This window comes from Paraburkholderia ginsengisoli NBRC 100965 (assembly GCF_000739735.1).
GTDB lineage: Bacteria > Pseudomonadota > Gammaproteobacteria > Burkholderiales > Burkholderiaceae > Paraburkholderia > Paraburkholderia ginsengisoli.
The window spans coordinates 1-24,395 of record NZ_BBJF01000019.1; the positions used below are offsets into that span (position 1 = coordinate 1).

General features: G+C 63.7%; 19 protein-coding genes. 8 read left to right on the top strand and 11 right to left on the bottom strand.

What is annotated here, in order from left to right; translation table 11 throughout:
- Positions 1 to 257: 257 nt before the first annotated feature.
- The 4 genes from prpR to BGI01S_RS23525 all read left to right on the top strand — a co-directional run bounded on the left by prpR (position 258) and on the right by BGI01S_RS23525 (position 5,971).
- Positions 258 to 2,255 carry a propionate catabolism operon regulatory protein PrpR gene (prpR, locus tag BGI01S_RS23510; RefSeq protein ID WP_042328490.1) on the top strand — a complete coding sequence of 666 codons (1,998 nt, stop codon included), beginning with the start codon at positions 258 to 260 and terminating at the stop codon, positions 2,253 to 2,255.
- Positions 2,256 to 2,480: 225 nt separating this feature from the next.
- Positions 2,481 to 3,569: a tartrate dehydrogenase gene (locus BGI01S_RS23515; protein ID WP_042328491.1), complete on the top strand. Its 1,089-nt coding sequence runs from the start codon at positions 2,481 to 2,483 to the stop codon at positions 3,567 to 3,569.
- Between the two features lie 472 nt (positions 3,570 to 4,041).
- Positions 4,042 to 5,400, top strand: coding sequence for an MFS transporter (locus tag BGI01S_RS23520; protein WP_042328492.1), 1,359 nt, complete (start codon positions 4,042 to 4,044; stop codon positions 5,398 to 5,400).
- A 244-nt stretch (positions 5,401 to 5,644) separates the two neighbouring features.
- The gene (locus BGI01S_RS23525) at positions 5,645 to 5,971 is read left to right on the top strand and encodes a hypothetical protein (RefSeq protein ID WP_042328493.1); all 327 of its coding nucleotides are present in this window, start codon (positions 5,645 to 5,647) and stop codon (positions 5,969 to 5,971) included.
- A 43-nt stretch (positions 5,972 to 6,014) separates the two neighbouring features.
- On the opposite strand, the gene BGI01S_RS23530 is transcribed toward BGI01S_RS23525, so the two are convergent.
- The 6 genes from BGI01S_RS23530 to BGI01S_RS23555 form a co-directional block, all read right to left on the bottom strand.
- On the bottom strand, positions 6,015 to 7,175 hold the full coding sequence (locus tag BGI01S_RS23530; protein WP_042328494.1) for a glycoside hydrolase family 53 protein: 1,161 nt from the start codon (positions 7,173 to 7,175) through the stop codon (positions 6,015 to 6,017).
- Between the two features lie 141 nt (positions 7,176 to 7,316).
- Positions 7,317 to 9,281 (bottom strand): beta-galactosidase, encoded by a 1,965-nt coding sequence (locus BGI01S_RS23535; protein ID WP_042328495.1) that lies wholly within the window; start codon positions 9,279 to 9,281, stop codon positions 7,317 to 7,319.
- A gap of 54 nt (positions 9,282 to 9,335) precedes the next feature.
- Positions 9,336 to 10,187, bottom strand: a complete 852-nt coding sequence (locus tag BGI01S_RS23540) for a carbohydrate ABC transporter permease (protein ID WP_042328496.1) — start codon at positions 10,185 to 10,187, stop codon at positions 9,336 to 9,338.
- Between the two features lie 57 nt (positions 10,188 to 10,244).
- Entirely contained in the window at positions 10,245 to 11,150 is a 906-nt protein-coding gene (locus BGI01S_RS23545) for a carbohydrate ABC transporter permease (protein WP_042328497.1), read from the bottom strand.
- Between the two features lie 66 nt (positions 11,151 to 11,216).
- The gene (locus BGI01S_RS23550; protein WP_232624470.1) at positions 11,217 to 12,437 is read right to left on the bottom strand and encodes an ABC transporter substrate-binding protein; all 1,221 of its coding nucleotides are present in this window, start codon (positions 12,435 to 12,437) and stop codon (positions 11,217 to 11,219) included.
- A 162-nt stretch (positions 12,438 to 12,599) separates the two neighbouring features.
- On the bottom strand, positions 12,600 to 13,739 hold the full coding sequence (locus BGI01S_RS23555) for an ABC transporter ATP-binding protein (protein WP_042328500.1): 1,140 nt from the start codon (positions 13,737 to 13,739) through the stop codon (positions 12,600 to 12,602).
- 202 nt (positions 13,740 to 13,941) lie between these two features.
- On the opposite strand from BGI01S_RS23555, the gene BGI01S_RS23560 reads away from it, so the two are divergent.
- Positions 13,942 to 14,955 carry a LacI family DNA-binding transcriptional regulator gene (locus BGI01S_RS23560; RefSeq protein WP_042328501.1) on the top strand — a complete coding sequence of 338 codons (1,014 nt, stop codon included), beginning with the start codon at positions 13,942 to 13,944 and terminating at the stop codon, positions 14,953 to 14,955.
- Here BGI01S_RS23560 and BGI01S_RS23565 read toward each other — a convergent pair whose 3' ends face one another.
- From BGI01S_RS23565 to BGI01S_RS23580, 4 genes are all read right to left on the bottom strand, one after another.
- Positions 14,956 to 15,684: a haloacid dehalogenase type II gene (locus BGI01S_RS23565; protein ID WP_042328502.1), complete on the bottom strand. Its 729-nt coding sequence runs from the start codon at positions 15,682 to 15,684 to the stop codon at positions 14,956 to 14,958.
- Positions 15,685 to 15,735: 51 nt separating this feature from the next.
- Positions 15,736 to 16,737: a 4-hydroxythreonine-4-phosphate dehydrogenase PdxA gene (locus BGI01S_RS23570; protein ID WP_042328503.1), complete on the bottom strand. Its 1,002-nt coding sequence runs from the start codon at positions 16,735 to 16,737 to the stop codon at positions 15,736 to 15,738.
- Positions 16,738 to 16,813: 76 nt separating this feature from the next.
- Positions 16,814 to 17,989 carry an L-rhamnonate dehydratase gene (locus BGI01S_RS23575; protein ID WP_042328504.1) on the bottom strand — a complete coding sequence of 392 codons (1,176 nt, stop codon included), beginning with the start codon at positions 17,987 to 17,989 and terminating at the stop codon, positions 16,814 to 16,816.
- 31 nt (positions 17,990 to 18,020) lie between these two features.
- Complete coding sequence (locus BGI01S_RS23580; protein ID WP_042328505.1) at positions 18,021 to 19,358, bottom strand: MFS transporter; 1,338 nt, start codon at positions 19,356 to 19,358, stop codon at positions 18,021 to 18,023.
- A gap of 141 nt (positions 19,359 to 19,499) precedes the next feature.
- Between BGI01S_RS23580 and BGI01S_RS23585 the strand changes: the two genes are divergently transcribed.
- On the top strand, positions 19,500 to 20,423 hold the full coding sequence (locus BGI01S_RS23585; RefSeq protein ID WP_042328506.1) for a LysR family transcriptional regulator: 924 nt from the start codon (positions 19,500 to 19,502) through the stop codon (positions 20,421 to 20,423).
- A gap of 8 nt (positions 20,424 to 20,431) precedes the next feature.
- On the opposite strand, the gene BGI01S_RS23590 is transcribed toward BGI01S_RS23585, so the two are convergent.
- Entirely contained in the window at positions 20,432 to 21,748 is a 1,317-nt protein-coding gene (locus BGI01S_RS23590) for an MFS transporter (RefSeq protein ID WP_042328507.1), read from the bottom strand.
- 281 nt (positions 21,749 to 22,029) lie between these two features.
- On the opposite strand from BGI01S_RS23590, the gene BGI01S_RS23595 reads away from it, so the two are divergent.
- Positions 22,030 to 22,923 (top strand): LysR family transcriptional regulator, encoded by an 894-nt coding sequence (locus BGI01S_RS23595; protein WP_042328508.1) that lies wholly within the window; start codon positions 22,030 to 22,032, stop codon positions 22,921 to 22,923.
- Between the two features lie 143 nt (positions 22,924 to 23,066).
- Positions 23,067 to 24,383: an MFS transporter gene (locus BGI01S_RS23600; RefSeq protein WP_042328509.1), complete on the top strand. Its 1,317-nt coding sequence runs from the start codon at positions 23,067 to 23,069 to the stop codon at positions 24,381 to 24,383.
- Positions 24,384 to 24,395: the final 12 nt, after the last annotated feature.

Sequence of the window (24,395 nt, forward strand, 5' to 3'; positions counted from 1 at the left end):
TGCGCCCGTGTTCGGCGTGCTGTTGTCTGCTTCGCTCATCGGTTGTCTCCTGAGGCATGGTGGGGTTTTTGACTGGCCTCGTTAAACGCAAAGAACGGGCCAGCCGCGATGCCGCCACCTAAGTGCCTGATTTCACGGAAAACACTCGCCGCGCGCCGCCACCGGCTCATTTCACAAATGAAATCGGCATTTCAGTTCGGGAATCGGTGCGCGCATAATAGGCGGACTTCACCCACCCGCCGCGAGAGCCTCCCGCCGTGAGCACACCTCTGTTCGAACCATCGCCGCGTCCGCGCATCTGGGCGCTCAGCATCAGCCGCCTGCGCGATCTGTTTTTCGACATCGCCGGCGAATACGTCGAACGCGCGGACCTGCGCATCGTCTCGCACGGTTTCGAGGACGCGGTGCGCGAGATCGAGAGCGCGGGCGCGGGTCGTCCCGATGTGGTGATCGCGGGCGGCTCGAACGGCGCGTATCTGAAAACGCGCGTGTCGGTGCCGGTCGTGCGAATCAACCCGACCGGCTTCGACGTGATGCACGCGCTCGCCCGCGCGCGGCGCGACGGCGCGCGCGTCGCGCTCGTCACGCACGGCGACACGCCCGACGAAGTGCGGCGCTTCACGGCGGCCTACGCGCTCGACGTCACGTTCGCGTCGTATCAGTCCGTGCAGGACGCGGAGAGCGTCGTGCTCGACCTGAGCGATCGCGGCATCGACGTGGTGGTCGGCCCCGGCCTCGTCACCGATCTCGCCGCGAACGCCGGGATGGGGGCGGTGTTCCTCTATTCGCGCGCGTCGGTGCGTGCGGGCTTCGACACTGCGCTCGAAGTCGCGCAAGCCACGCGCCGCGAAACCGTGCGCCGTCAACGGCTCGACAATCTGCTGCAACATCTGCGCGACGGCGTCGTCGCGCTCGATGCGCAAGGCCACGTCGAAGTGATGAATCAGCGCCTCGCCAGCGTGCTCGGCATCGACGCGGCGAAAGCCGTGGGCCGCGCATTGCTCGACCTCGCACCCGATCTCGCGGGCAGTCTGCCCGACGCGGACGGCGACAACTTCTGCACGCTGCGCGGTGCGAGCTATGTCGTGCATCGCGGCCCGCTGGCCAGCAACAGCGCGGCGGCGGGCACCGTACTGACGTTTCAGGAATCGCGCGCGGTCGAGCGGCTCGATCGAACATTGCGCGCGCGGCAACGCGTGCAGCAGTTCACCGCGCGTTACCGGCTCGACGATATCGTCGGCGCATCGGAATCGATCGAGCGGGTGCGCGCGCTCGTGCGGCGCTACGCGAAGTCGGACGCGACGGTGCTGATTCTCGGCGAAAGCGGCACCGGCAAGGAGATGGTCGCGCAGAGCATGCATCAGTTGAGCGCGCGGCGCGACTTCGCGTTCGTCGCGATCAATTGCGGCGCGTTTCCCGAGGCGTTGCTGGAGAGCGAGCTGTTCGGCTACGAGGAAGGCGCGTTCACCGGCGCCCGCAAGGGCGGCAAGGCGGGGCTGATCGAAGTCGCGCATCGCGGCACGCTGTTTCTCGATGAGATCGGCGAAATGCCGCTGTCGTTGCAAAGCCGCCTGCTGCGCGTGCTGCAGGAACGCGAGGTAGTGCGGCTGGGATCGACGGAGCCGACACGCGTCGATATCCGCGTCGTCGCGGCGACGCATCGCGCGCTGACCGAAGGCGTCGCGTCCGGCAGCTTTCGCGCCGATCTCTACTATCGGCTGAACATTCTGAGCATCGCGTTGCCGCCGCTGCGCGAGCGACCCAACGATCTGCTGCCGCTCGCCGCCGAATTGCTGCGCCAGGCCGCCGCGCGCGAACCGAGGCTTGCGGCACGCGTGCCGGACGCCGCAACGGCAGAGCGTGTGCTTGCCGGTCTCGGCGGGTCGCTGAAGCGTTATGCGTGGCCGGGCAACGTGCGTGAGTTGCAGAACGTGATCGAACGGATCGCGGTCGAACTCGCGGATGCGGACATCGGCGTGGATGTGGAGACGAGCAACGGTGCGCAGCAATCTGTTAGCGACAACACCGCCGTCGTCACCCGCGAAATGCTGCGCACTGTCGCGCCTGAAATCGTCGACGCCCACGCGCGGCCGACGAAGTCCGCCGCGCTCACGCTGCGCGAGCGCAGCCGTCATGTGGAAGCCGATCAGATTCGCGCCGCACTCGCGGCCCACGATGGCGACCGCGACGCGGCCTGCGACGCGCTCGGCATCAGCAAGACGACGCTATGGCGCAAGCTGAACGCGGCGCGTTAGCGCGGGCGCGGCGCTCCAGGCGACTTCGCAAACCACGCGTAACGCAGCGGGATCGGCTAGCGGGACGGCGTGCGTGACTCGCTGTGTGCCGATACGTGAGTAGCACACGAGTCCTGCACGGTGGCTCGACCAGGCGCCCCCTTTCAGATGCAAACGACAGGAATAGAATAAGCGCCGTTGAATCATCGAAAGCTCTGATCCAGAGCCCCAAAGGAGAAGCACAGCATGTCGAACAAATATCGGATTGCCGTCATACCCGGCGACGGCATCGGCGTCGAAGTCATGCCCGAAGCCATTCGCGCGCTGGACGTGGTGCAGCAGCGCTTCGGCATCGAGATCGAGTACCAGCACATCGAATGGGCAAGCTGCGAGTACTACGCGAAGCACGGCAAGATGATGCCGGACGACTGGAAGACGCAGTTGCAATCGGCCGATGCGATTCTGTTCGGCGCGGTCGGCTGGCCCGACACCGTGCCCGATCACATCTCGTTGTGGGGGTCGCTGCTGAAATTTCGGCGCGAGTTCGATCAGTACATCAACCTGCGACCGGCGCGCCTCTTTGCCGGCGTGCCGTCCCCGCTCGCGGGCCGCAAAGCCGGCGACATCGATTTCTGGATCGTGCGCGAGAACACCGAAGGCGAATATTCGTCGGTGGGCGGCGTGATGTTCGAAGGCACCGAGCGCGAGTTCGTGCTGCAGGAATCGGTGTTCACGCGGCACGGCAGCGAACGCGTGCTGAAGTTCGCGTTCGATCTCGCGCAGCGCCGCGAACGCAAGCAGATCACGGTCGCCACCAAGAGCAACGGCATCGCGATCAGCATGCCGTGGTGGGACAAATGCGCGGCCGGCATCGCGGCGCAGTACCCGGACGTGAAGTGGGACAAGCAGCACATCGACATACTGTGCGCGCGCTTCGTGCTGAACCCGGATCGCTTCGACGTGGTGGTGGCGACCAACCTGTTCGGCGACATTCTGTCCGATCTCGGTCCGGCTTGCACCGGCACGATCGGCCTCGCGCCGTCGGGCAACCTGAACCCGGACCGCAAGTTTCCGTCGCTGTTCGAACCGGTGCACGGCTCGGCGCCCGATATCGCCGGCAAGAACATCGCCAATCCGATCGCAATGATCTGGTCGGCGGCGATGATGCTCGACTTCCTCGGCAACTCGACCGGCAAGGAACGCGCAGCGCACGACGCGATGCTCGCGGCGATCGAAGCGACGCTGCTCGAAGGTCCGCATACGGGTGACCTCGGCGGCAAGGCGAACACGACCGAGGTCGGTCAGGCAATCGCGGCAAAGCTCGCCGCCGCGTGAGTCTGCTGCTCCGCCGGCGGACCAGCGTCGGGTAATCCCGCGTTGACCCGCCACTAGCGGATTACTTACAGTTCCATGTTCGGATAAAGAATCACAGTTCTATATACGAACAAATTCGCCGCGAAGGGAGATTGGCAGCCGGGGGGGGTTTCTGGCAGTCACGCGGGCCTCGCGCCCGCCCCGGCCTGCGCGACACCACGTCATACGCATCACACGCATAAGCAGAGAGCCCGGCGCACGGTCGTCAGGCCAGGCTGTCCCGGTACGCTCCGGCGTTCAGGCGTGTCTGCGTTCAAAACGTCAAGGCATTCGCACGCATCGGCGGCAAGATACACCCGGCACGGTGCATCGCCGTCGTCGCGGGCAACCTGGTTTGCGGCGAACGCGGGCATCGTGCAGCGCTGACAATCGGCGTACGATCGTAAGAAAAGCAAGCGCGTTGCAAAGCGCCTTTTGCAATCAGGAGACCATCATGAGCCGCAGCACCGCTGTGAACGTTCAAACCTTCATCAACGAACATCCCTTCTCGCCGTTCCAGTGGCTGGTTTTTTTCATGTGCTTCGTCATCGTCCTGCTGGACGGTTTCGACACGGCCGCGATCGGCTTCATCGCGCCTTCGCTGATCGCTGAATGGGGCATCTCCAAGCCGGCGCTCGCGCCGGTGCTGAGCGCTGCGCTGTTCGGCCTCGCGTGCGGCGCGCTCGGCTCGGGCCCGCTGTCCGACCGACTCGGCCGGCGCGTGATGCTGCTCGGCTCGGTGCTGCTGTTCGGCGTCGCGTGCCTCGCCTCGGCGTTCTCGAACAGCATCGAACAATTGACCGCGCTGCGCTTCATCACGGGCGTCGGCCTCGGCGCGGCGATGCCGAACGCCGTCACGATGATGGGCGAATACTGCCCGGACCGCCGCCGCGCGACGGTGATCAATCTGATGTTCTGCGGTTTTCCGCTGGGCGCCGCGTTCGGCGGTTTCCTCGCCGCGTGGATGATCCCGCATTTCGGCTGGCGCAGCGTGCTGCTGCTCGGCGGCATCACGCCGCTGCTGCTGATGATTCTGCTGCTGACCAAAATGCCGGAGTCGGTGCGCTACATGGTGGCGAACAATCGGCCGGTCGAACGGATTCGCGCGGCGCTCTCGCGCATTTCCGGCGACGCCGTTCAAGCCAGCGCCTTCACGATGACCGAAACGGCGCCGCAAACGGGCAGCAAGGGCCTGGGCGTGGTGTTGTCGCGCTCGTACATCATCGGCTCGGTGATGCTGTGGGTTGCCTACTTCATGGGCCTCGTGATCTTCTACGCGTCGATCAACTGGATGCCGATCCTGCTGAAGGATGCCGGACTCACGCCGCAACGCGCGACGCTGATCTCCGCGCTGTTCCCGCTCGGCGGCGTCGGCGCGGTGGTCTGCGGCGTGCTGATGGACCGCTTCAACGCGAACCGGATCATCGCTGCCTGCTATGCGCTGACTGCCGTGAGCGTGTATTTCATCGGCCAGGCGGCGGGCAACGTGGGCGCGCTCGTGTTCATCGTGTTCGTCGCGGGCGTGCTGATGAATACCGCGCAATCGTCGATGCCGGCGCTCGCCGCCGCGTTCTATCCGACCGAAGGCCGCGGCACGGGCGTCGCGTGGATGCTCGGCGTGGGCCGCTTCGGCGGGATCGCGGGTTCGTTCCTCGTGGCCGAACTGACGCGCCGTCACTTCACGTTCGGCGGCATCTTCGCGACCGTTGCGGTGGCGGGTCTGCTGTCGTGCGTGGCCCTGCTGATCAAGCAGGCGGCGCGGCCGCATGTGGCGACGGCGCCGACCTCGAAGGCGGAATCGTTCGGGCATTGAGCGAACGCGCCGCGTGTGGCGCCCGGTGACGGGCGCGCCGGATGGTCCGCAGGTCTCTCCCGAAGCCGCCCCCGCAGGGGCGGCTTTTTTGTTGCCGCGGAACACGGACGAGACGCTGAGCGAGCCGGCAAAAAAGCGAGGCGCGTCACTTCCCGATAAACTACGCCGTTGCTCACCCGCGCGGCCGCCGCGATGGCCGACGCCATCGCCGCCGCGCCGCTCATCTCAAGTCAGGATTCCGGTAATGAAACGCGTAGTCGTATCCGCGCTGCTGGCGGTGTGTCTCGCGCAACCGGCCGCCCAGGCCGTTGCACAGACCGTCAGCGATCAATGTTTTGCACTCGGCGATATCGCCGGCCAGGTCGTGTCGTGGCGCGCGCACAGGAAAACCCGGGCCCAGGCGCTCGAGCAGGCGGCCAGGTACTACAAGGACCCGGCCGACCGCGAGGCGGTCGACGCGATCATCGAGAAGATTTTCAGCCCGGACGCGCCGCGCATGACGCCCGATCAGGCGAGCATGGCGATCACGTCGGACTGTCTGAAGAAGAAGGGGCAGGCACCCGCGCAGTGATGCCTGCGTTACGCGGCGCTTGCGCCGCCGGCACACACACACGCTAGCGCCGGCGAAACGCATCCAGCGACGGCAACGCGTTGCCGTGAAAATCGAACAACGTGTTGTTGTCCCACTGATCGCCCGCGCCGTTTTCCCAGCCGACGTTCGGCGTCGGAATCCATTCGGGCTCCCACCAGAACACGCCCTTGCCGTGACCGTCCGGGATCGCCTTGACGATGTCCGTGACCGCGCCGAGAAACTGCGCCTGGCCCGCCGGCGTCTGCGGAAAGGTCGACGTGCCGACATTGGTCATCGAGTTGGGTTCGGAATCACCGTCGCTGGTCGTCCACGGATACGCGGTCTCGACCACCATCACGTCCTTGCCGTAGCGCGTCGCCAGATCGTTCGCGTTGTTCTGCAAATCGCTCAGCGAACCTTGCCATTGCGGGTAGTAGGACAGCCCGATCACGTCGAACGTCACGCCGCGCTGCGTCGCGCTGTCGAACCACCAGCGGCTCGTCGCGTTGTTGCCGCCGCTGTCGATATGCAGCATGACCTTGGTGCGCGGGTCGACGGATTTGACCGCGTCGTGCCCCGCCTTCAACAGCAGCGCGAGGTTGTCCAACTGATCGTACTTGCCGAGCGGCCACAGCATGCCGCCGGTGATCTCATTGCCGATCTGCACCCACTCCGGATGCACGCCGTCGTGCTTGAGCATCCTCAGCACATCCGACGTGTACGCCGACAGCAGCGCACAGGTCTGCGCGATGTCCTTGCCTTCCCACTCGTGCGGCGGATACTGCTTGCCCGGATCGGCCCACCAGTCGCTGTAGTGGAAGTCGATCAGCACGCGCAGGCCGAGCGCGGTGGCGCGGCGCGCCAGCACGCGCACGTGTTCGGCATTGTTGTAGCCTGCTGCGGGACTCTGGTTGGCCGGGAAATAGTTCGGATTGCCAGGATCATTCCAGACCTTGATACGAATCGAGTCGACGCCGTGATCCTTCAGAATCCGCAGACAGTCGAGCCGCTCGCCATGCTCGTAGAACTTCGCGCCGTTCGCTTCCAGTTCGAGCAGCGTCGACACGTCCGCGCCCATCGCAAAACGGCCGCCGCCGTGCGCCGACGACTCGCGTTCGCCCGCGACGGCGGGCATGCCCACCGTCGCGCCCATGCCCGCCGCAGCGGCCGACGCCAGCCATCCCAGCATTTCTCTTCGGTTCATTCGTCATCCTCCATCTATTGAATGGCGGCTCTTTTGAAAGGCCGCCTGGTCCGGTTTGATGCGCCTGTGTTTCAACCTCCGGTTTGCTGCTTCTTCGACTGCACCCTCTGCCCACTCATCCGGTTCCTACGGTCGGCCTTCTCAGGCGTCTTTCCATACGCAGACGTCGCCAGTGTTCAGGCGCGGCTCGCCGAGCACGAATGTCGCGTGGGACGGCGCCGGCGCGTTCACCGGCTGGTCACCGAAATTGAACGCGAAGGTCAGTCCGCTGCGCCGGCGAATGCGCAGCCCGTCTGCCAGCAGTTGCGTATCGATGCCCGCGTCGCGTGCGGCCTGCTGCAACACCGTGCGATGCAGTGCATGAGACAGCCAGCCCGCCACGTAGCGAACCTTGCCGCGCGTGAGAAGCGCCGGCCACGTGTCGTCGAATTGCGCGGCGACCCGCGTGTCTGCGTTGGCCCGCACATGCTCGCGCCAGTACACGGCGCTGCCCTGCGTGCCGTCGAGCGACAGCGCGGGCGTGAGCGTCGGCCGCAGCGATTCGACTTCGAGCACCTGCATCGGCAGCACGCGTTGCAACGCGCCCGGCGGCAGCTTGCCGGGAATTGCGAACGCGTCCGTCTTCGAGCCGCTACGCGGGCCGAACACCCATTGCGCGCCACTGCGTTCGATCTGCGCGACCAGCGCGTCGTCGATCACGGCGAGGCTCGGCACAACCACGAGGCGATACGCCGACAGGTCCGCGCGGCTGGACACGATATCCACGTCGAGCCCGAGTTCGCGCAGCGCTTCGTAGTAGTCGAACACCAGCGTCTGATAGTCGAAGGTCTTGCCGTGACGCTGAATCTCGAACATCCATTGCGTTTCGTAGTCGAACACGATCGCGACGGCCGCGCGCGACGGCGCACCCAAACTCGACAACGCGCTGGACTCCGCAATCTCGCGCGCCGCCTGGCGCACTTCGAGGCCGCCCGGCGACAGCTCGTTGTTCGGCAGATTGAGGCCCGAGTGCATCTGCTCCTGCGCATACGGACACTGACGCCAGCGGAAATACGACACCAACTCCGCGCCGTGCGCGAACGCCTCGTAGGCCCACAGCCTGACCATGCCCTTCGCGGGCACCGGATTCCACGGCGCCCAGTTCACCGGGCCGGCCTGCTGTTCCATCACCCAGAAGCGTCCCTTGCCGATCGCGCGATAGCGGTCGTGGTCGAACGCGGACACGTCGGGATGCGCGGTGCGGGCAAAGCGCGCCTTCTGCTCTTCCGGTAGCGCGATCGACTCGGTGCGCGCGATCGGATAGCTGTCCCATGCGGCGACGTCGAGCGCGTTGTCGTCGGCGAAACGGTAGTGGTCGAAGGTCGTGAAGAAGCCCATGAAGTTGTGCAGCAGATCCGCCGTCGGTGCATGCTCGCGCAGCACCTCGATCTGCTCGCGATGGAAGCTCGCCACTTCGTCGGACATGAAACGGCGGAAGTCGAGCAGATGGATCGGGTTCGCGTCGGTCGGTGTGAGATTCGGCAGGCCGATCGCGTCGAACGACGGGTACTCCATGCTCCAGAACACGTTGCCCCACACGTCGTTAAGCATCGCGACGGTTTCGTAGCGCTGTTGCAGCCACGCCTGGAAGCGTGTGAGCGCAGCGGGCGAATAGCTCGGCACGGTCTCGTGACAGCCGAGTTCGTTATCGGTTTGCCACGCGACGATCGACGGATGCCGTCCGTAACGCTGCGCCATCGCGGCGACGATGCGCACGCATTCGCGCCGGTACGTCTCGCTCGAAATGTCGTAGTGACGGCGCGAGCCGAAGTTCCAGCGGGTGCCGTCGACGCGCACCGGCAACACGTCCGGATGCGCGTCGATCAACCACTTCGGCGGCGACGCGGTCGGCGTGCCGAGCACGAGTTTCAGGCCGGCAGCCGCGAGCGTTTCGACGGCTTCGTCGAGCCATTGCCATTCGAATACGCCCGCGCGCGGCTCCATGCGGCTCCACGCGAATTCGGCGATCCGCACGTGCGTGATGCCGAGTTCGACCATACGCTTTGCATCGTCGGCCCACATCGCGCGCGGCCATTGTTCCGGGTAATAACAGACACCAAGTTGCATGAGAGAAGTCTCGTTATGAGTTGACGAGTAGAAGAATTGACGTCAAGCGTGTGCTCAGCCTTTGCTTGCGCCGAAGGTCAGGCCGGCGACGAAGTGCCTTTGCATCGCGAAGAACATCAGCACGGAAGGCAACGCGGCCAGCACCGAGCCCGCCGCGACCAGGTTCCATGCGGTCGTCCATTGCCCCTTGAGCGCGGCGACGCCCACGGTGATCGGCGCGGCCTCGTCGCCTTGCGTGAGGCACAGCGCCCAGAAGTAGTCGTTCCACACGAACGTGAACACGAGAATGCCGAGCGCGGCGAGCGCCGGGCGAATCAGCGGCAGCACGATGCGCAGATAGACGGTCCATTCGCTCGCGCCCTCCACGCGCGCCGCTTCGATCATCTCGAACGGCAACTGCTTGATGAAGTTGCGCAGAAACAGCGTGCAAAAGCCGGTCTGGAACGACACGTGGAAAATCACCAGCGCCCACACGGTATTGAAGAGGCCGAATTTCAGCGCCATGTCGCGCACCGGAATCATCAGAATCTGGATCGGCACGAAGTTGCCGGCGACGAACGCGAACAGCACCGCCGTGTTGCCGGGAAAACGGTACGTGGCCAACGCGAAGCCGGCCATCGACGCCAGCACGATCGCGCCGAGCACCGACGGCACCGTGATCAACACGCTGTTGGCGAAGTAATGCAGCATCGGCGTCTGCGTGAGCGCGGCGCCGTAGTTTTCGAGTAGCGCGAAGTGCTTCGGCCAGGTCCAGTAATCGCCCAGCGAAAGCTCTTCCGATGAGCGGATCGACGTGACGAGCACGGCGAGCATCGGCAACAGCCAGATCAGCAAGGCCAGCGGCAACGACGCTTTATAGAGCGCGCGATTGACGGGTTTCCAGCGTTCGACGGGAAGCGGATACATGACACGTAACTCCTGGCAAGCGGCAATAAGCAGGCGGCAAAAAAGGCAGACGACGAATCAGCGTTCTTCACGCAGCATGCGGCGCAGATGGAACACGATGTAGACCAGCATGATCGCGAACAGCACGACGGCGATCGCCGCCGAATAGCCTTCGCGATAATATTTAATGGCCTGGTCGTACATGTAGTAAGCGAGCACGGTCGAGCTGTCGAACGGACCGCCGCCGCTCATCACCGCGATCAGATCGAAGCTGCGCAACGCGCCGATCACGGTCAGCACGACGGCCATGAACGTGGCGGGCCGCAATTGCGGCAGGATCACGTGCCACAGCAGACGCAGACCTTTCGCGCCTTCCATGCGTGCCGCCTCGACCACTTCCGGATTGATGCCCGTGAGCCCGGTGAGATACAGCACCATGCAGAACGGCGTTTGCGGCCACAGCGCGGCGAAGATGATGCCGAACGTCACCGTGTGCGGATCGCCGAGCACCGGAATGCCGTGACCGACGATCAACCGCAGCAAGCCGAAGCCAGGGTCGTAAAACCAGCTGAACACGAGGCCCACCACCACGCCCGACAACACGAACGGCGCGAAGAACAGCGACTTCACGACACGCATGCCGCGCACGTGCTGGTTCAGATACAACGCGAACATCAGACCGAGCGGCGGAGCGAGCAGGAACAGCGCGAGCCAGATCAGGTTGTTCTTCAGCGCCGTATAAAACGTGTCCGACTGGAACAGTTCGACGTAATTGCCGAGACCCACGAAGGTCTTCGGCGTCATGCCGTCCCAGTTGTAGAAACTGAGCGAGATGCTGCTGATAATCGGGTAGACCACGCACAGGCAAAACAGCACGCAACCCGGCAACAGAAAGAAAAATGCCGCGCGGTGCTGATGACGGCGCGTCGTCGAGACGTGACGGCGCCGGGCCGCGGGTAAGCGGCTCGCTGCGGATTGAGACATGGATCGAGCCTCGTCGGGAATCGAAGGCGAGCGCCGGCGTCTGCTACGCCGCCGGCGCTGCGGGACTTACTTCTGGTAGATGCGCTTGCGCGTCGCTTCGAGGCGGGCGAGCACGGCGTCGAGTTGCGACGGATCGCTGTAGAACTGCTGCATGGCCTTCATGCCTTCGTCGGCCATTTCCTTCTGCATGTCGCGGTCGTAGAACTGCGCGATGCCGCCCTTCGTGTTCGCGAGCGTCTGGAAGCCGACCTTCGAGATCGCGTCCTCAGGCTCGGCCGCCTGGCTGTTCGACGGCAGCTGTCCCCAGCCCTTCGCGAGTTCGGCATTGATCTGCGGCTGTTCCATGAAAGCGAGCAGCTTGCGCGCGTCGGCCTTGTTCTTCGCCTTCGCCGGAATCAGCAGCACGTTCACCGGGCCGTCTTCTGCCATCGGCACATTGGCATCGATCACCGGGAAGCGGAAGAAGCCGATCTGCGGCTTGATCGACGGCGGCAGGCCCGCCGAGAAGAACGTGCCCATCAGCATCATCGACGCCTTGCCGCTCGCGAGGAACGGCGCGATTGAATCGAGATCGTACGAGAGCGCGTTGTCGATGAAGTAGTGATCGTCGATCAGCGTCTTCCACGTCGTGTAGACCTTCTTCACGCGCGGATCGGTGTACGGAATTTCGCCAGCCATCAGCTTCTGATGGAACTCGTTGCCGTTGATGCGCAGATTCAGGTAATCGAACCACGCGGCGAGCGTCCAGCTATCGCGAGCGGCGACCGCGATCGGCGCGACGCCGATCGCCTTCAGCTTCCTGTTCGCTTCGAGAAACTCGTCCCAGGTTTTCGGCTCGCTCTTGATGCCGGCCTTCTCGAACAGATCCTTGCGATAGAAGAAGCCGTACGCGTCATAGCCGAGCGGCGCCGCGTACTGCTTGCCCTTATACGTCGACGCTTCCTTGACCGACGCGTACTGTTGCGACCAGCCGTTCTTGCTCCAGTCCGACGACAGGTCTTCGAGCAGCCCGCGTTGCGCGTAATAGGCCATCCGTTCGCCGTCGTGCCACGACACCACATCCGGCGGATCGGTGGCGAGCCAGCCGCCCATTTGCACCTTGTACGCTTCCTCGGTGATGTAGGTCACCTTGAGGTCGACGTCGGGATTAGCTTTCTTGAACTTGTCGAACGCGTCCTGCCACGTCGAGCGTTGATTTCCGCGCGCCGAAACGTTGACGTTGAGCGTGGCGGCGTCGGCCGTGACGCTGCCGAGCGTGCCGACGACCACAGCGGCTGCAATCGACATCTGGGCAAGACGGCGAAGGCGAAGAGCAATCATCTTGTGTCTCCTTGACTACCTTGTTGACTGACAGCGGACGGCTGTCAGCGAAGTAACCCGCTCTGTGGCGGAATTCGGTTTGATGAAACCGGCGGCTTCATCCTGTTTTGGCATCCTGACTATCCATCTTCAGGCCGCGATGCGCTCGGGCTCGAACGTGCTACGCCGCAACGCGATGCCTTCCGCGTCGAACAGATGACACGCGGACGGCGGCACGTGAATGCGGATGGACTCACCGGAGCCGATCAGCGCGTCTCCGGCCGCCTTCGCGATCAGCGTGCCGGTTGCATGGTCCGCGTGAATGTAGCTGTGCTCGCCGAGGCGTTCCGACAGCACCGTCGTGCACTGAATGAACTGCTCGTCGCCGTCGAGCCGCAAATGTTCCGGACGCACGCCGAGCGTGACCTGCTGGCCGCGCTGCAGGCGCTCGCCGTCCACGTGAGCGATCAGCTTCTCGCCGCTCTTTGCCAGCGACACCGTTACGCTGCCCGGCGCGATCGAATCGACGGTCGCGTCGATGAAGTTCATTCGCGGCGAGCCGATGAAACCCGCCACGAAGCGCGACTTCGGATGGTGATACAGCTCGAGCGGCGCACCGGTTTGCGCGATGCTGCCGTAACGCTCGGCATCCGCACCTGCGTGTAGCAACACGATGCGGTCGGCGAGCGTCATCGCTTCGACCTGATCGTGAGTCACGTAGACCACGCTCGCGTTCGCAAAGCGCTGATGCAGACGCGCGATTTCGACACGCGTCTGGCCGCGCAACGCGGCGTCCAGATTCGACAGCGGCTCGTCGAACAGGAACACGCCCGGCTCGCGCACGATGGCCCGGCCAATCGCGACGCGCTGCCGCTGCCCGCCCGACAGCGCTTTCGGATAGCGCTCCAGCAAGCTCTCCAGCTGCAGAATGCGCGCGGCTTCACGCACCTTGCGGTCGATCACGTCCTTGGGTTGCTTCGCGAGCTTCAGGCCGAACGCCATGTTGTCGAACACGGTCATGTGCGGGAACAGCGCATAACTCTGGAACACCATCGCGACGCCGCGCTGCGCGGAAGGCACGTCGTTCACGAGACGTCCGCCAATATGCAGCTCACCTTCGCTCAGGTCTTCGAGCCCGGCGATCATTCGCAGCAGGGTCGACTTGCCGCAACCCGAAGGGCCCAGAAACACACAGAACTCGTGCTGCGCGATGTCCAGGTTGACGCGCCGGATCACCGGCGGATGATCGCCGTATGACTTCTGCACGTCCGTCAAACGAATACTCGCCATGCTGCCTCCGTCGGATTTAACCGCTTAAATTTTCACGAAAAATAAACGGCCGACCCTTGTGCAGTCAGCATTTAATCGCTTAAATTCGAGTTCGAGAGGAAAAGTCATGGCGGGTGTCTCCTTGGGTTTTTCAGAAACTTATCAATCTCGCCGGCTGCCTGCAACATTTGAATCGCATTCCCTAAATATGGGATAACTGTCCATGGTCACGCTGTCCGAAGTGGCGAAGCGCGCGCACGTTACCGCCGCCACCGTCTCCAATGTGCTGCGCAATCGCGACAAGGTTCGTCCGGAAACGGCCGAGCGCGTGCTGAAGGCGATCGCCGATCTCGGCTACCGGCCCAACCTGAATGCGCGCGCGTTGGCCGAGGGCCGCTCGTCGACGCTCGCGCTGATGCTGGGGAACATCTCGAACCCGTTCTATCCGGAGTTCGTGCTGGCCGCCGAGCGCGCCGCGCGCAAGACCGGCTACTTCCTGATGGTTTGCAATACTGACGATGATGCCGAGATCGGGCGCGCGTATTTGAACCAGATCGCGGGCACGCTGGCCGACGGTGTGCTCGTGATGAACACCGACATCGCGATCAACGATCTGTGCGCGTCGGCCACGCACAGCGCGCCGATTCTGCTGGCGATGTGGGAGCATCCCGAGTCGCCGCCCGCGCTGCCGTGTATCGCCGTGGACTTCGCGCTGGCGGGCGAGCTCGCCGCGCGGCATTTGCTCGAACTCGGCCACCGTGAGATCGGTCTGTTGATCGGCGACGGTTGCGGCGGTTTGCAGGATGCGCGCTCGAACGGCTTTCGCGCGGCGATGCGCGCGGCCGGCATCGAAGCGGATGTCGCCGCGGTGCTGCAGATTCGCGACTCGATCGACGCCGGCTACGCCGCCTGCATGCAGTTGATGTCGAACCGACCGCAAGTGAGCGCGATCTTCGCGACTAATGACCTGCTCGCGATCGGCGCGGCGCAGGCGTTGATCACGCTCGGCCGCGCGGTGCCGGACGACGTGTCGGTGATCGGCATCACCGACATCCAGCTCGCGCATCAGGTGCACCCTGCGCTCACGACCGTCGCGATCCAGACGGCGGCGGTCGCGGAGTTGTCGATAGAGAGTTTGATCCGTCTGATCCAGGCACCGGAGCAGCAACCATCGATGGTGCTCGCGCCACCGCCGCAACTGGTGGTGCGGGCATCGACCGGACCCCGGAGGCGCTAGTCAGAGTTTCTGCCGCAACGCGTCCTGATGCGCCTGCACGAATTCGGCCATGCTGTTGAAGCGAAAGTCGAACCTGGGCTGCGAGCCGGGGTCCATCGTCGCGCCGAAGCCCTGCTTCGCATGCCGGCGATGAATCCAGCACGACGCCAGACTGAAATCGTTCGCCGGCTTGTGATCGTGAAACAGGCTCTCGGCGGTGTGCAAAATCTTTGCTTTAGCCACGCCCCGCTCGCCGAGTTTTTCCAGCATGTACTCGAAATTGCGCGGCGACGGTTTGTATGAGCCGACATCTTCGGCCGTGATGATCGCGTCGAATTCGACCTGCAGTTTTGCGTTGCTGTGAGTGAAGCTCTCGTTGTCGACGTTCGACAGAATGACGAGCTTGTAGTACTGCTTCAGGTATTGCAACGCGGCTGCGGAGTCGTCGAACGCCGGCCAGTTGCGGATCGACTTGCCATACGCGATGCAATCCGCGAGCGTGGCCGGCACTCGCCATTCTTCCGCGAGCCGCTTATAGACGATGGCCAACAGTTCCTGATACCGCAGATGCGGCGTGTACCTCTGCTGCGACGACTCGTGCCGCGCATGCGCTTCGAGCACCTGATCGGGCGTGAGTTGCGGCCCGGCGCGTTCGATTAGCGGCCGCAAGCCGTCGAAGATGCCGGTCTCCCAGTTGATCAACGTGCCGTAGCAGTCGAAGGTCAGCGTATCGAAGTCAGTCAATTGCATAGGAGTTCCTCGACGGATTGACGGCTCATCCCATCATAGGCGATAAAGCGCTCACCCCACGCGGTCCATCGCCATTCGCGTCACGATGTCGAAGGCCTTCTGCGTCGCGCCGACATCGGCCTTGCCCTGGCCATGAATATCGAACGCCGTGCCGTGCGCGGGCGTCGCAATCGGAATCGGCAAGCCGCCGTGCACGGTGACGCCGCGCCAGAAACCCATCAGCTTCATCGCGATCTGCCCTTGATCGTGATACATCGTGACCACGCCGTCGAACGCTTTCTGGTCGCGCGCCCGCACGAAGATCGTATCGGCGGGGAACGGGCCTTGCGCGTCGTAGCCGAGCTTGCGCGCCGCTTCGACCGCCGGCGCGATCACGTCGATCTCCTCGCGTCCGAACGCGCCGTTGTCGCCGTTGTGCGGATTGAAACCGCACACCGCGATGCGCGGCGCCGGATTGCCGGCACGCTTCAGGCCGTCGTGAATCAACTGCACCGCGCCGACGATACGCTGCTCCGACAGTTTCTCGCTGACGTCCTTCAACGCGATATGCGACGTGACGCGCGACGTCCACAGTTCGTCGAGCACGTTGAACTCGCAGAAGCTGCCCGTGTAGCCGAGTTGCCGCGCGAACCATTCCATCTCGTCGCCGGTTTCCATGCCGGCCATGTGCAGCGAGGTCTTGTTGACCGGCGCGAACAGCATCCCTTGCGTGACGTTGCGCTGCGTGAGCGCGAGCGCCTGCCTGAATGCTTCCAGGCTGTAGCGGCCGCCGCGCTCGGTGGACACCGCGCGTTCGTAAGGCTGCTCGTCAGGCAGGCGGAAGTCGATCAGCGCAGGCACGCCCGCGTGCCGGAACGCGGCGTCCGCGCTCTCGACGACTTCGTAGTCGAAGCGCTGATCCGCGATCTGCATGCCGGCGTCCAGCTCACGCCGGTCGCCGATGATCAGCAAGTCGGCGCGCGCACGGTTCGCGGCCTGCGCGAGCAAACGCGCGATCAGTTCGGGACCGATGCCGGCAGGATCGCCGAGCAGCACTGCAATGCGTGGTTTCATGTTGCTATCCTGTTCCTGTCTCTGTTGTCAGGCAATGCGAATTCGGAAGATACGGCAGCCCGAATGACGACGCGTGTTACTCGACGATATTGAAATCGGCGAGATACTTGTCGCTCAACGTGATGCCGAGGCCTGGCGTGTCGTCGGAAAGTTGCAGGAAGCCTTTCTCCGGACGCGGCTCGCCTTCGAAGATGTAGTAGAACAGCTCGTTGCCGACTTCCACGTCGAACACCGGAAAGAATTCGGACATCGGGCTCGCGGTGCTCGCCATCGTCAGGTGATAGTTGTGCATCTGCCCCGCGTGCGGAATCACCGGCACCGACCACGCTTCGGCCATCGCATTGATCTTGCGCGCCGCCGTGATGCCGCCCACGCGGTTCGTGTCGTACTGGATCACGTCGAGCGCGCGGCGTTCGAGCAGGTCCTTGAAACCATAGCTGGTGAACTCGTGCTCACCGCCCGACACCGGCATGATGTTCATCTTCTTCAGTTCCTGATAACCCTCGACGTCATCGCCGATCACCGGCTCCTCGATCCAGCGCGGATTGAATTCGGCCAGACGCGGCAGCATCCGGCGCGCGTATTCGAGCGTCCAGCCCATGTAGCATTCGAGCATGATATCGACCTCGTCGCCGACCAGCTCGCGCAACAGCCGCACCTGTTCGATATTTTTCGCCATGCCCTTCGGGCCGTCCTTCGGCCCGTAGCCGAAGCGCATCTTCATCGCGGTGAAACCGTCTTCGAGGTAGCCTTGCGCCTCGCCGAGAAATGCGTCGCGGTCGTCGTTGTTATAAAGCTTCGACGCGTAGCACCAGATCTTTTCCTTGGTGCGGCCGCCGAGCAATTTGAACACCGGCTTCTTCACCGCCTTGCCCATGATGTCCCACAGCGCGATATCGACCGCCGAGATCGCCGCCATGCCGATGCCTTTGCGGCCCCATGCAAGCGTGCGGCGATACATCTTCTGCCAGATGTACTCGTTGTCGAACGGATCCTCGCCGATCGCGATCGGCGCGAGGTACTCGTCGATGATCTGCTTGGCGATGCGCGGCGCGAGCGCGCAATTGCCAATGCCCACCGTGCCGTCGTCGCATTCGATTTCCACCACCAGCCAGCCGTGGAAACGGAACGAGCCCATCGCATCGCCGCGTTCGTAGAGAATGTCCACCGCGTTCGTGCAGAAATGTGCTTGCGGCGGCACGACCTTGCCTTTCCATTCAAAGACGCGCGTGCGGATGTGCTTGATTTTCATGTCGATGATTCCTCGAAAGAGTTCGGAAGAGTTAATGGCCCGGCCGTTCGCCGAGCGGTACAGGATGAGGAGAAACCGAAGCGGACGAGCGCGGAGCGCGCCGGAACGTGAGCAGCAACGCCGCGCCGACCAGACCGACCGCCGACAGCGACAGCATCCCGGCTTGCGGCGAGCCGAAAACGTGCTCGGCGATTCCTTTCAGATTGGGTGCGACGAAGCCGCCGAGATTGCCGATCGAATTGATCAGCGCGATGCCGCCCGCTGCTGCGGCGCCGCCGAGATAACTGGTCGGCAACGTCCAGAACAGCGGTTGCACGGAAACAAAACCGATCCCGGCGACGCAGAACGCCGCGAGCGCGAGCGTGACCGACGAGGTGAGCGCAGACGCGCCGATGCCGAGCGCCGCGAGTGCGAGCATCGCCGCTGCCCACGTCCGATGATGGCCGTGGCGGTCGGCCACGCGCGTCACGCAGAAGGTGCCCACGATCGCCGCGATCCACGGAATCGCAGTCAGCAGGCCAACCTTCGTGCCGACGTGGCCGCCGGTGAGTCCGGCGATGCGCGTGGGCAGATAGAACACCACGCCGTACACGCTCATCTGCACCGCGAAGTAGATCAGTGCGCAGAACAACACGCGCGAGTCGCGCAACGCGGCAAGCACCGAAGCGGGGCCATGCGCAAGCTTGTGCTCGTCTTCGTCACGCAGCGCGCGATCCAAAGCCTCACGTTGTGAGGCATCGAGCCACGCGGCTTTGGCGGGCCGGTCGGTCAGATAGAAGTACGCGACGACACCCACCACCGACGCCGCCAGCCCCTCGACGACGAACAGCCATTGCCACGGCAGCAGGCCGAACGGATTGCCCGAGTCGAGTAACAGACCCGAGACCGGACTGCCGAGCAGCAGCGCGAGCGGAAAGCCGAAATAGAACATGCCCATCGTCTGCGAGCGGATCTTTGCGGGAAACCAGTTCGACAGGAACAGAATGATGCCGGGGAAAAAGCCCGCTTCGGCGATTCCGAGCAGTGTGCGCAGCACGTAGAAGCTCGTCGCGTCGTGGACCAGCGCGGTGCACGCGGACACGATGCCCCACGTGACCATGATGCGGCTCATCCAGATACGCGCGCCGAAGCGGTACATCAGCAGATTGCTCGGCACCTCGAAGACCGCGTAGCCGACGAAGAAGATCCCTGCGCCGAATGCAAAGGCCGCGTCGCTCAAACCGGTGTCGGCCTGCAGCACGTTCTTTGCGAAGCCGACGTTCGCGCGGTCGATAAAGGCCAGCACGTACATCAGGATCAGAAAGGGCAGCAGCCTCGTGCGCGCTTTCGCAATCGCGCTGTCGAGCGCCGTGCTGGCGGTCGTCGTCATGTGTCGTCTCCTGGATTTTGTCATCGACCCGGCTTGTCAGTGTGATGCGCGAGTCGTTCGATAGCCGCTAGTGTGCGAAACTATCCAATAACTGACCATTGAATAAATCGAATCAGCTGATTCCCTGGAGTTATCACTCACATGATCGCGCCCGCCTCCGCCATTCGTAAACGCCTGCGTCTGCGCCATTTGCAACTGATGGTCGCGCTCTCGGAGACGGAATCGTTGCGCCGCGCCGCCGACGAAATGGCGATGACCCAGCCCGCGGCCACCAAAGCGTTGCAGGAACTCGAAGACACGATCGGCGTATCGCTGTTCGTGAGGCACGCGCGCGGCATGGAGCCGACCGTGTTCGGCGAGGCCGTGATGCGCTATGCGCGCGTGGTGTTCGAAGATCTCGACGAGTTGCGTGAGGAACTGGCAGCTATCGAGGCCGGCGATGTCGGCAAGGTGCGCATCGGCGCGGTGATGGCGCCGTCGCCGGAATTGCTGACGCACACCATCGTCAAGCTGAAGGAAGCGCATCCGCGTCTGCAGATGGCGGTCACGATCGACACCAGCGACGTGCTCGTGCAATCGTTGCAGCAGGACCAGCTCGATATCGTGATCGGCCGGATTCCGGATGGCTTTCCGGCGCTCGATCTGAGCTTCGAGACCTTGTCGGAAGAGGCGCTGTCGATCGTCGTGCGCCCCGATCATCCGGCCGCGCTGGCGACCGTGCGGCCTAAGCTGGCGGAGCTCGCGCGCTATCCGTGGATCATCCAGCCGCATCCGAGTCCGATGCGGCAAGTGATCGACCAGACTTTTCGCGAATCGCGGGTTGCGCCGCCGGTCAGCACGGTGGAAACGTCGTCGATTTTGACCACGCTGTCGCTGCTGCGCGACTCGGACATGCTCGCGGTGCTGCCTAGTTCGGTCGCGCAATATTACGTCGAGCTCGCCGCGATTGCGGCGGTCGCCACGCCGCTGCGCGGACGGCTCGCGCCCTACGGTTTGATTCTGCGAAAGAACCGGCGCATCACGCCCGCCACGCAACTGGTGATCGATTCGATTCGCGCGGGGTGAATCGCGCTTCAGCGTTCCGATCGTCCGGCGAATTCAAGCTCGCCGCGACTCGCGAGATCGTCCGAGGCGAGCGCCGCGTCGAGCGGAATATCCGGCCGCATGAAAAAGGTCGCGACGATCCCCACTGCGAGCAGCCCGAGCGAGCCGGCGAACGGCAAGGTCCAGCTTCCCGTGCGATCCACCACAAGGCCGAACACGATCGGCGTGAAAATCCCCGCCACCGCCGAGCCTGCATTCACCAGACCGCTGGCGACGCCGACGTGTTTTGGCGTGATGTCCATCGGCACGGCCCAGATCGGTCCGATCGTCATTTCGAGGAAGAAGAACGACAGGCTCATGCACGCCGCCATCACCGGCAACGACTTCACCACCATCACCGGCGCAAGGAACACCAGCGCGCCGAGAAAGGCCCCGATGATCACGTTGCGCCGCGCGGTCACGACATTGCGGGTGCGCTTCAACACGCGGTCGCTGATCACGCCGCCCGCCGTGTTGCCGACTACGCCGGAGAGAAACACGCCGGCCGAGAACATCGCCGAGCTTTTCAGGTCGAGACCGCGGCCGTGCATGAAGAAAGTCGGCAGCCAGGTGAAGAAGAGCCAGCCTGTCCAGCCATAGCAGAAGTACACGAGCATGGTCGGCCCGATGCGTTTGATGAGACGCCGCCACGGCGTCGGCTCGCGCGTCTTCTCGACCACCACTTTGCCGGCCGGCGGCAGCTCGGCTTCCTCTTGCGCCGTCATATGACGATGTTTGCGCGGATTGTCGGTGAAATACCATGCGTAGACCACGACCCATACGAAGGTCAACGCGCCGACCACGAGAAACGACGCGCGCCACGACGAATACGCGACCAGCAACGCGACGAACGGCGGCGTGATTGCATTGCCGAGCCGTGAGAACGAATGGGTCAGCCCTTGCACGAAGCCGCGCTTGCTGGAGGGAAACCAGTTGGTCAACGCTCGGGCCTGGGCCGGCAATGCCGCCCCTTCGCCGATGCCGAGCAGCATGCGCGCGCAGAACAGCGAGACGATACCGCCCGCGAGGCCGGTCGCGACCGTCGCGACGATCCAGATACTCGCGCAGACGATCAAGGTGAGCTTCGCGCCGAAGCGGTCGCTGACCCAGCCGCCGATCACTTGACAGATCGTGTATGTATAGGCGAACGCCGCGAACACGAGACCGACGTTGGTATTGCTCAGATGCAGGTCGTCGCGGATCAGCCCCGCCGCAGCCGACAGGTTGACGCGATCGAGGTACATGATGAACGACATCGCGCACATGATCGCGAGAATCGCCCGACTGACTTTGGGTCGATGCAACATTGTCTCCTCCGGATTTATGGCCTCGGTGCCCGATATGTCTCGGGATGCGGGCGGACTGATGCCTTCAACCGGACTCATACGAGGCGCGGCGCTCAGCTTTGTGCGGCCATTATCTGGACCGCGGCGATAATTGACCAATGAATTGTTTCGATACTGCGATCACTCGTGGTTATCGCTGCTGCGCGCGGCTTCGTGCCGGTGGGCGTGCAGGCATGTCGCCTGCACGCTCGTCGGCGAGCCATCCCTTTTTACATTGCTGTCTGGAGACCTGGAACACCGATATGAACCTTAGGGCCTTACAGTGCTTCGTGATTCTCGCGGAGGAACTCAATTTCAGCCGCGCCGCCGAGCGGCTGCACATCGCGCAGCCCGCGCTCAGTCAGCAGATCCGTTCGCTCGAAGAACGGCTCGGCACGCAACTCGTGGATCGGGCAAGACGTCCGCTGATGCTGACCGAAGCCGGCCACTACTTGTGCACCGAGGCGCGTCAGCTACTCGGTTCGCTGGAACAGATGACGCTTGCCGCCCAGGAAATCGGCATTGGCCGGCGTGGGTGGCTGAGCATCGGCTTCACGCGCTCGTCGATGTACAGCGTGCTGCCGCCCGCGCTGAAGGCCTTTCATAAGGCCTTCCCGCAGGTCGAACTCAAGCTCTTCGAAATGCTCACCGAGGAACAGACCGACGCGCTGCGCGACATGCGCATTCACATCGGCATCGGCCGGCAACCGCTGACGGTGGAAGGCTGCACATCCTGCTCATTGCTACGCGAGCGGGTCATGGTCGCGCTCGAAGCCGGCCATCCGCTGGCCGAGCGCAAGACCCTGCGTATTGCCGATCTCGCCGACATACCATTGATTCTTTATCCTAAGCATCAGAACGCGCAGTTCAAGCGCTCGGTGCAGTCGCTCTATCGCGATGCGGGAGTCACGCCGCTCGTCGCGCATGAGGCTTACGAAATTCAGACGGCGATTGCGCTGGTGGCCGCGGGCCTGGGCGTGACGTTCATCGGCGAATCGGTGGCGAGGCACGGACGCACCGACGTCGTGTTCCGTCATCTGACGGGGCCGGGCTCGTCGTATCGTTCGACCCTCGCGGCCACCTTCCGCACCGACGATGCGTCCCCGCACCTGCGGGCCTTTCTCGCGTGCCTGCCGACACCGCTGAAAGACCGCTGAAAGTCGCTGCACTATAAGTAAAAATCTATACAAGCATAAGCAAGCGGTCTTGGACTCCTCGTCGGCGCGTTCTTATCATTGGGATGCGTACACGACAAAAACGCAACGACGGCTACGGTCGTCGCTGCATGGCAGGAGACAGCATGACCGCATTCAATGAAACGGCAACGATGCGAAAAGTGTACGGGCGGCTGATGCCCCTGCTCTTCGCGATGATGTTTATCAACTATCTCGACCGGATCAATATCGGCTTCGCCGCGCTGGACATGAACAAGCAGTTGGGCTTCAGTCCCGCTGTGTTCGGGTTCGCGGGCAGCATCTTCTTCGTCGGCTACATGCTGCTCGAAGTACCTAGCAATCTGCTGCTGCACCGCGTCGGCGCGCGTATCTGGATTGCGCGCATTCTGTTGACGTGGGGCGCGGTGGCCGCGGCCACCGCGTTCGTCTTCAACGATACGAGCTTCTACGTGCTGCGTTTTCTGCTCGGCGTGATGGAAGCGGGCTTTCTGCCGGGTATCGCGGTCTATCTGACCAAATGGTTTCCGGAGCGCTACCGCGCACGGGCAGTGGGCGGCTACATCATCGCCGGGTCGTTTTCGGCGGTGCTGGGCGGCCCCATCTCGACTGCATTGATGACCTACGCGGACGGCATCCTCGGTCTGCAAGGCTGGCAATGGATGTTCATTCTCGAAGGCGTCCCCGCGATGCTGCTGGGCCTGCTGACGCTGCGCATCATGACCGAGCGCCCGGCCGACGCAAACTGGCTCTCCGCCGACGAAAAGCGCTGGCTCGAAACGACGCTCGCCGCCGAACGCGAGGCGGTCGGCGGCAGCCGGCATTTTCCGCTGCTGCGCGTGGCGAGCGACGTTCGGGTATGGAGTCTCGCGTGTCTGTTCGGTTGCGCGCTGGTCGGCATCTACGGCCTCTTTCTGTGGCTGCCGCAGATCGTCAAGAGTCTCGGCGAGTTGAGCAACATCGAAGTCGGCTTTCTATCGGCCGCGCCGCCGCTGCTCGGTGTGTTGGGCACGTTCCTGATCAGCCGCAGTTCGGACCGCACGGGCGATCGCAAGAAACACCTCGCATTCGTCTATGGGATGAGCGCGCTGGCCATCGCCGGCAGCGCGTATGCGCCGAGCCCCGTGATCGCGTATGCGCTGCTGTGCGTGACCGGCCTGTTCATCTATGCGGGCAATCCGCTGTTCTGGAGTCTGGCGTCGTCATTCAGAACCGGCGCGGCGGGCGCGGCAACGATCGCGCTGATCAACACGATCGCGCAGTTCGGCGGACTGGTCGGCCCATGGAGCATCGGGCTGGTGCGCAACGCGACCGGCAACTTCAAGCTCGCGTTGCTGACCATCGCCGCGTTCCTGGTCGTTGCGACGATCATCGCACTGGTGATGCGCGTCACGCCGGCCGAAGACGAAGCCGCTTCGCTCGCCACCGGCGACGGCGCGCCGTAAGCCTAATAACCG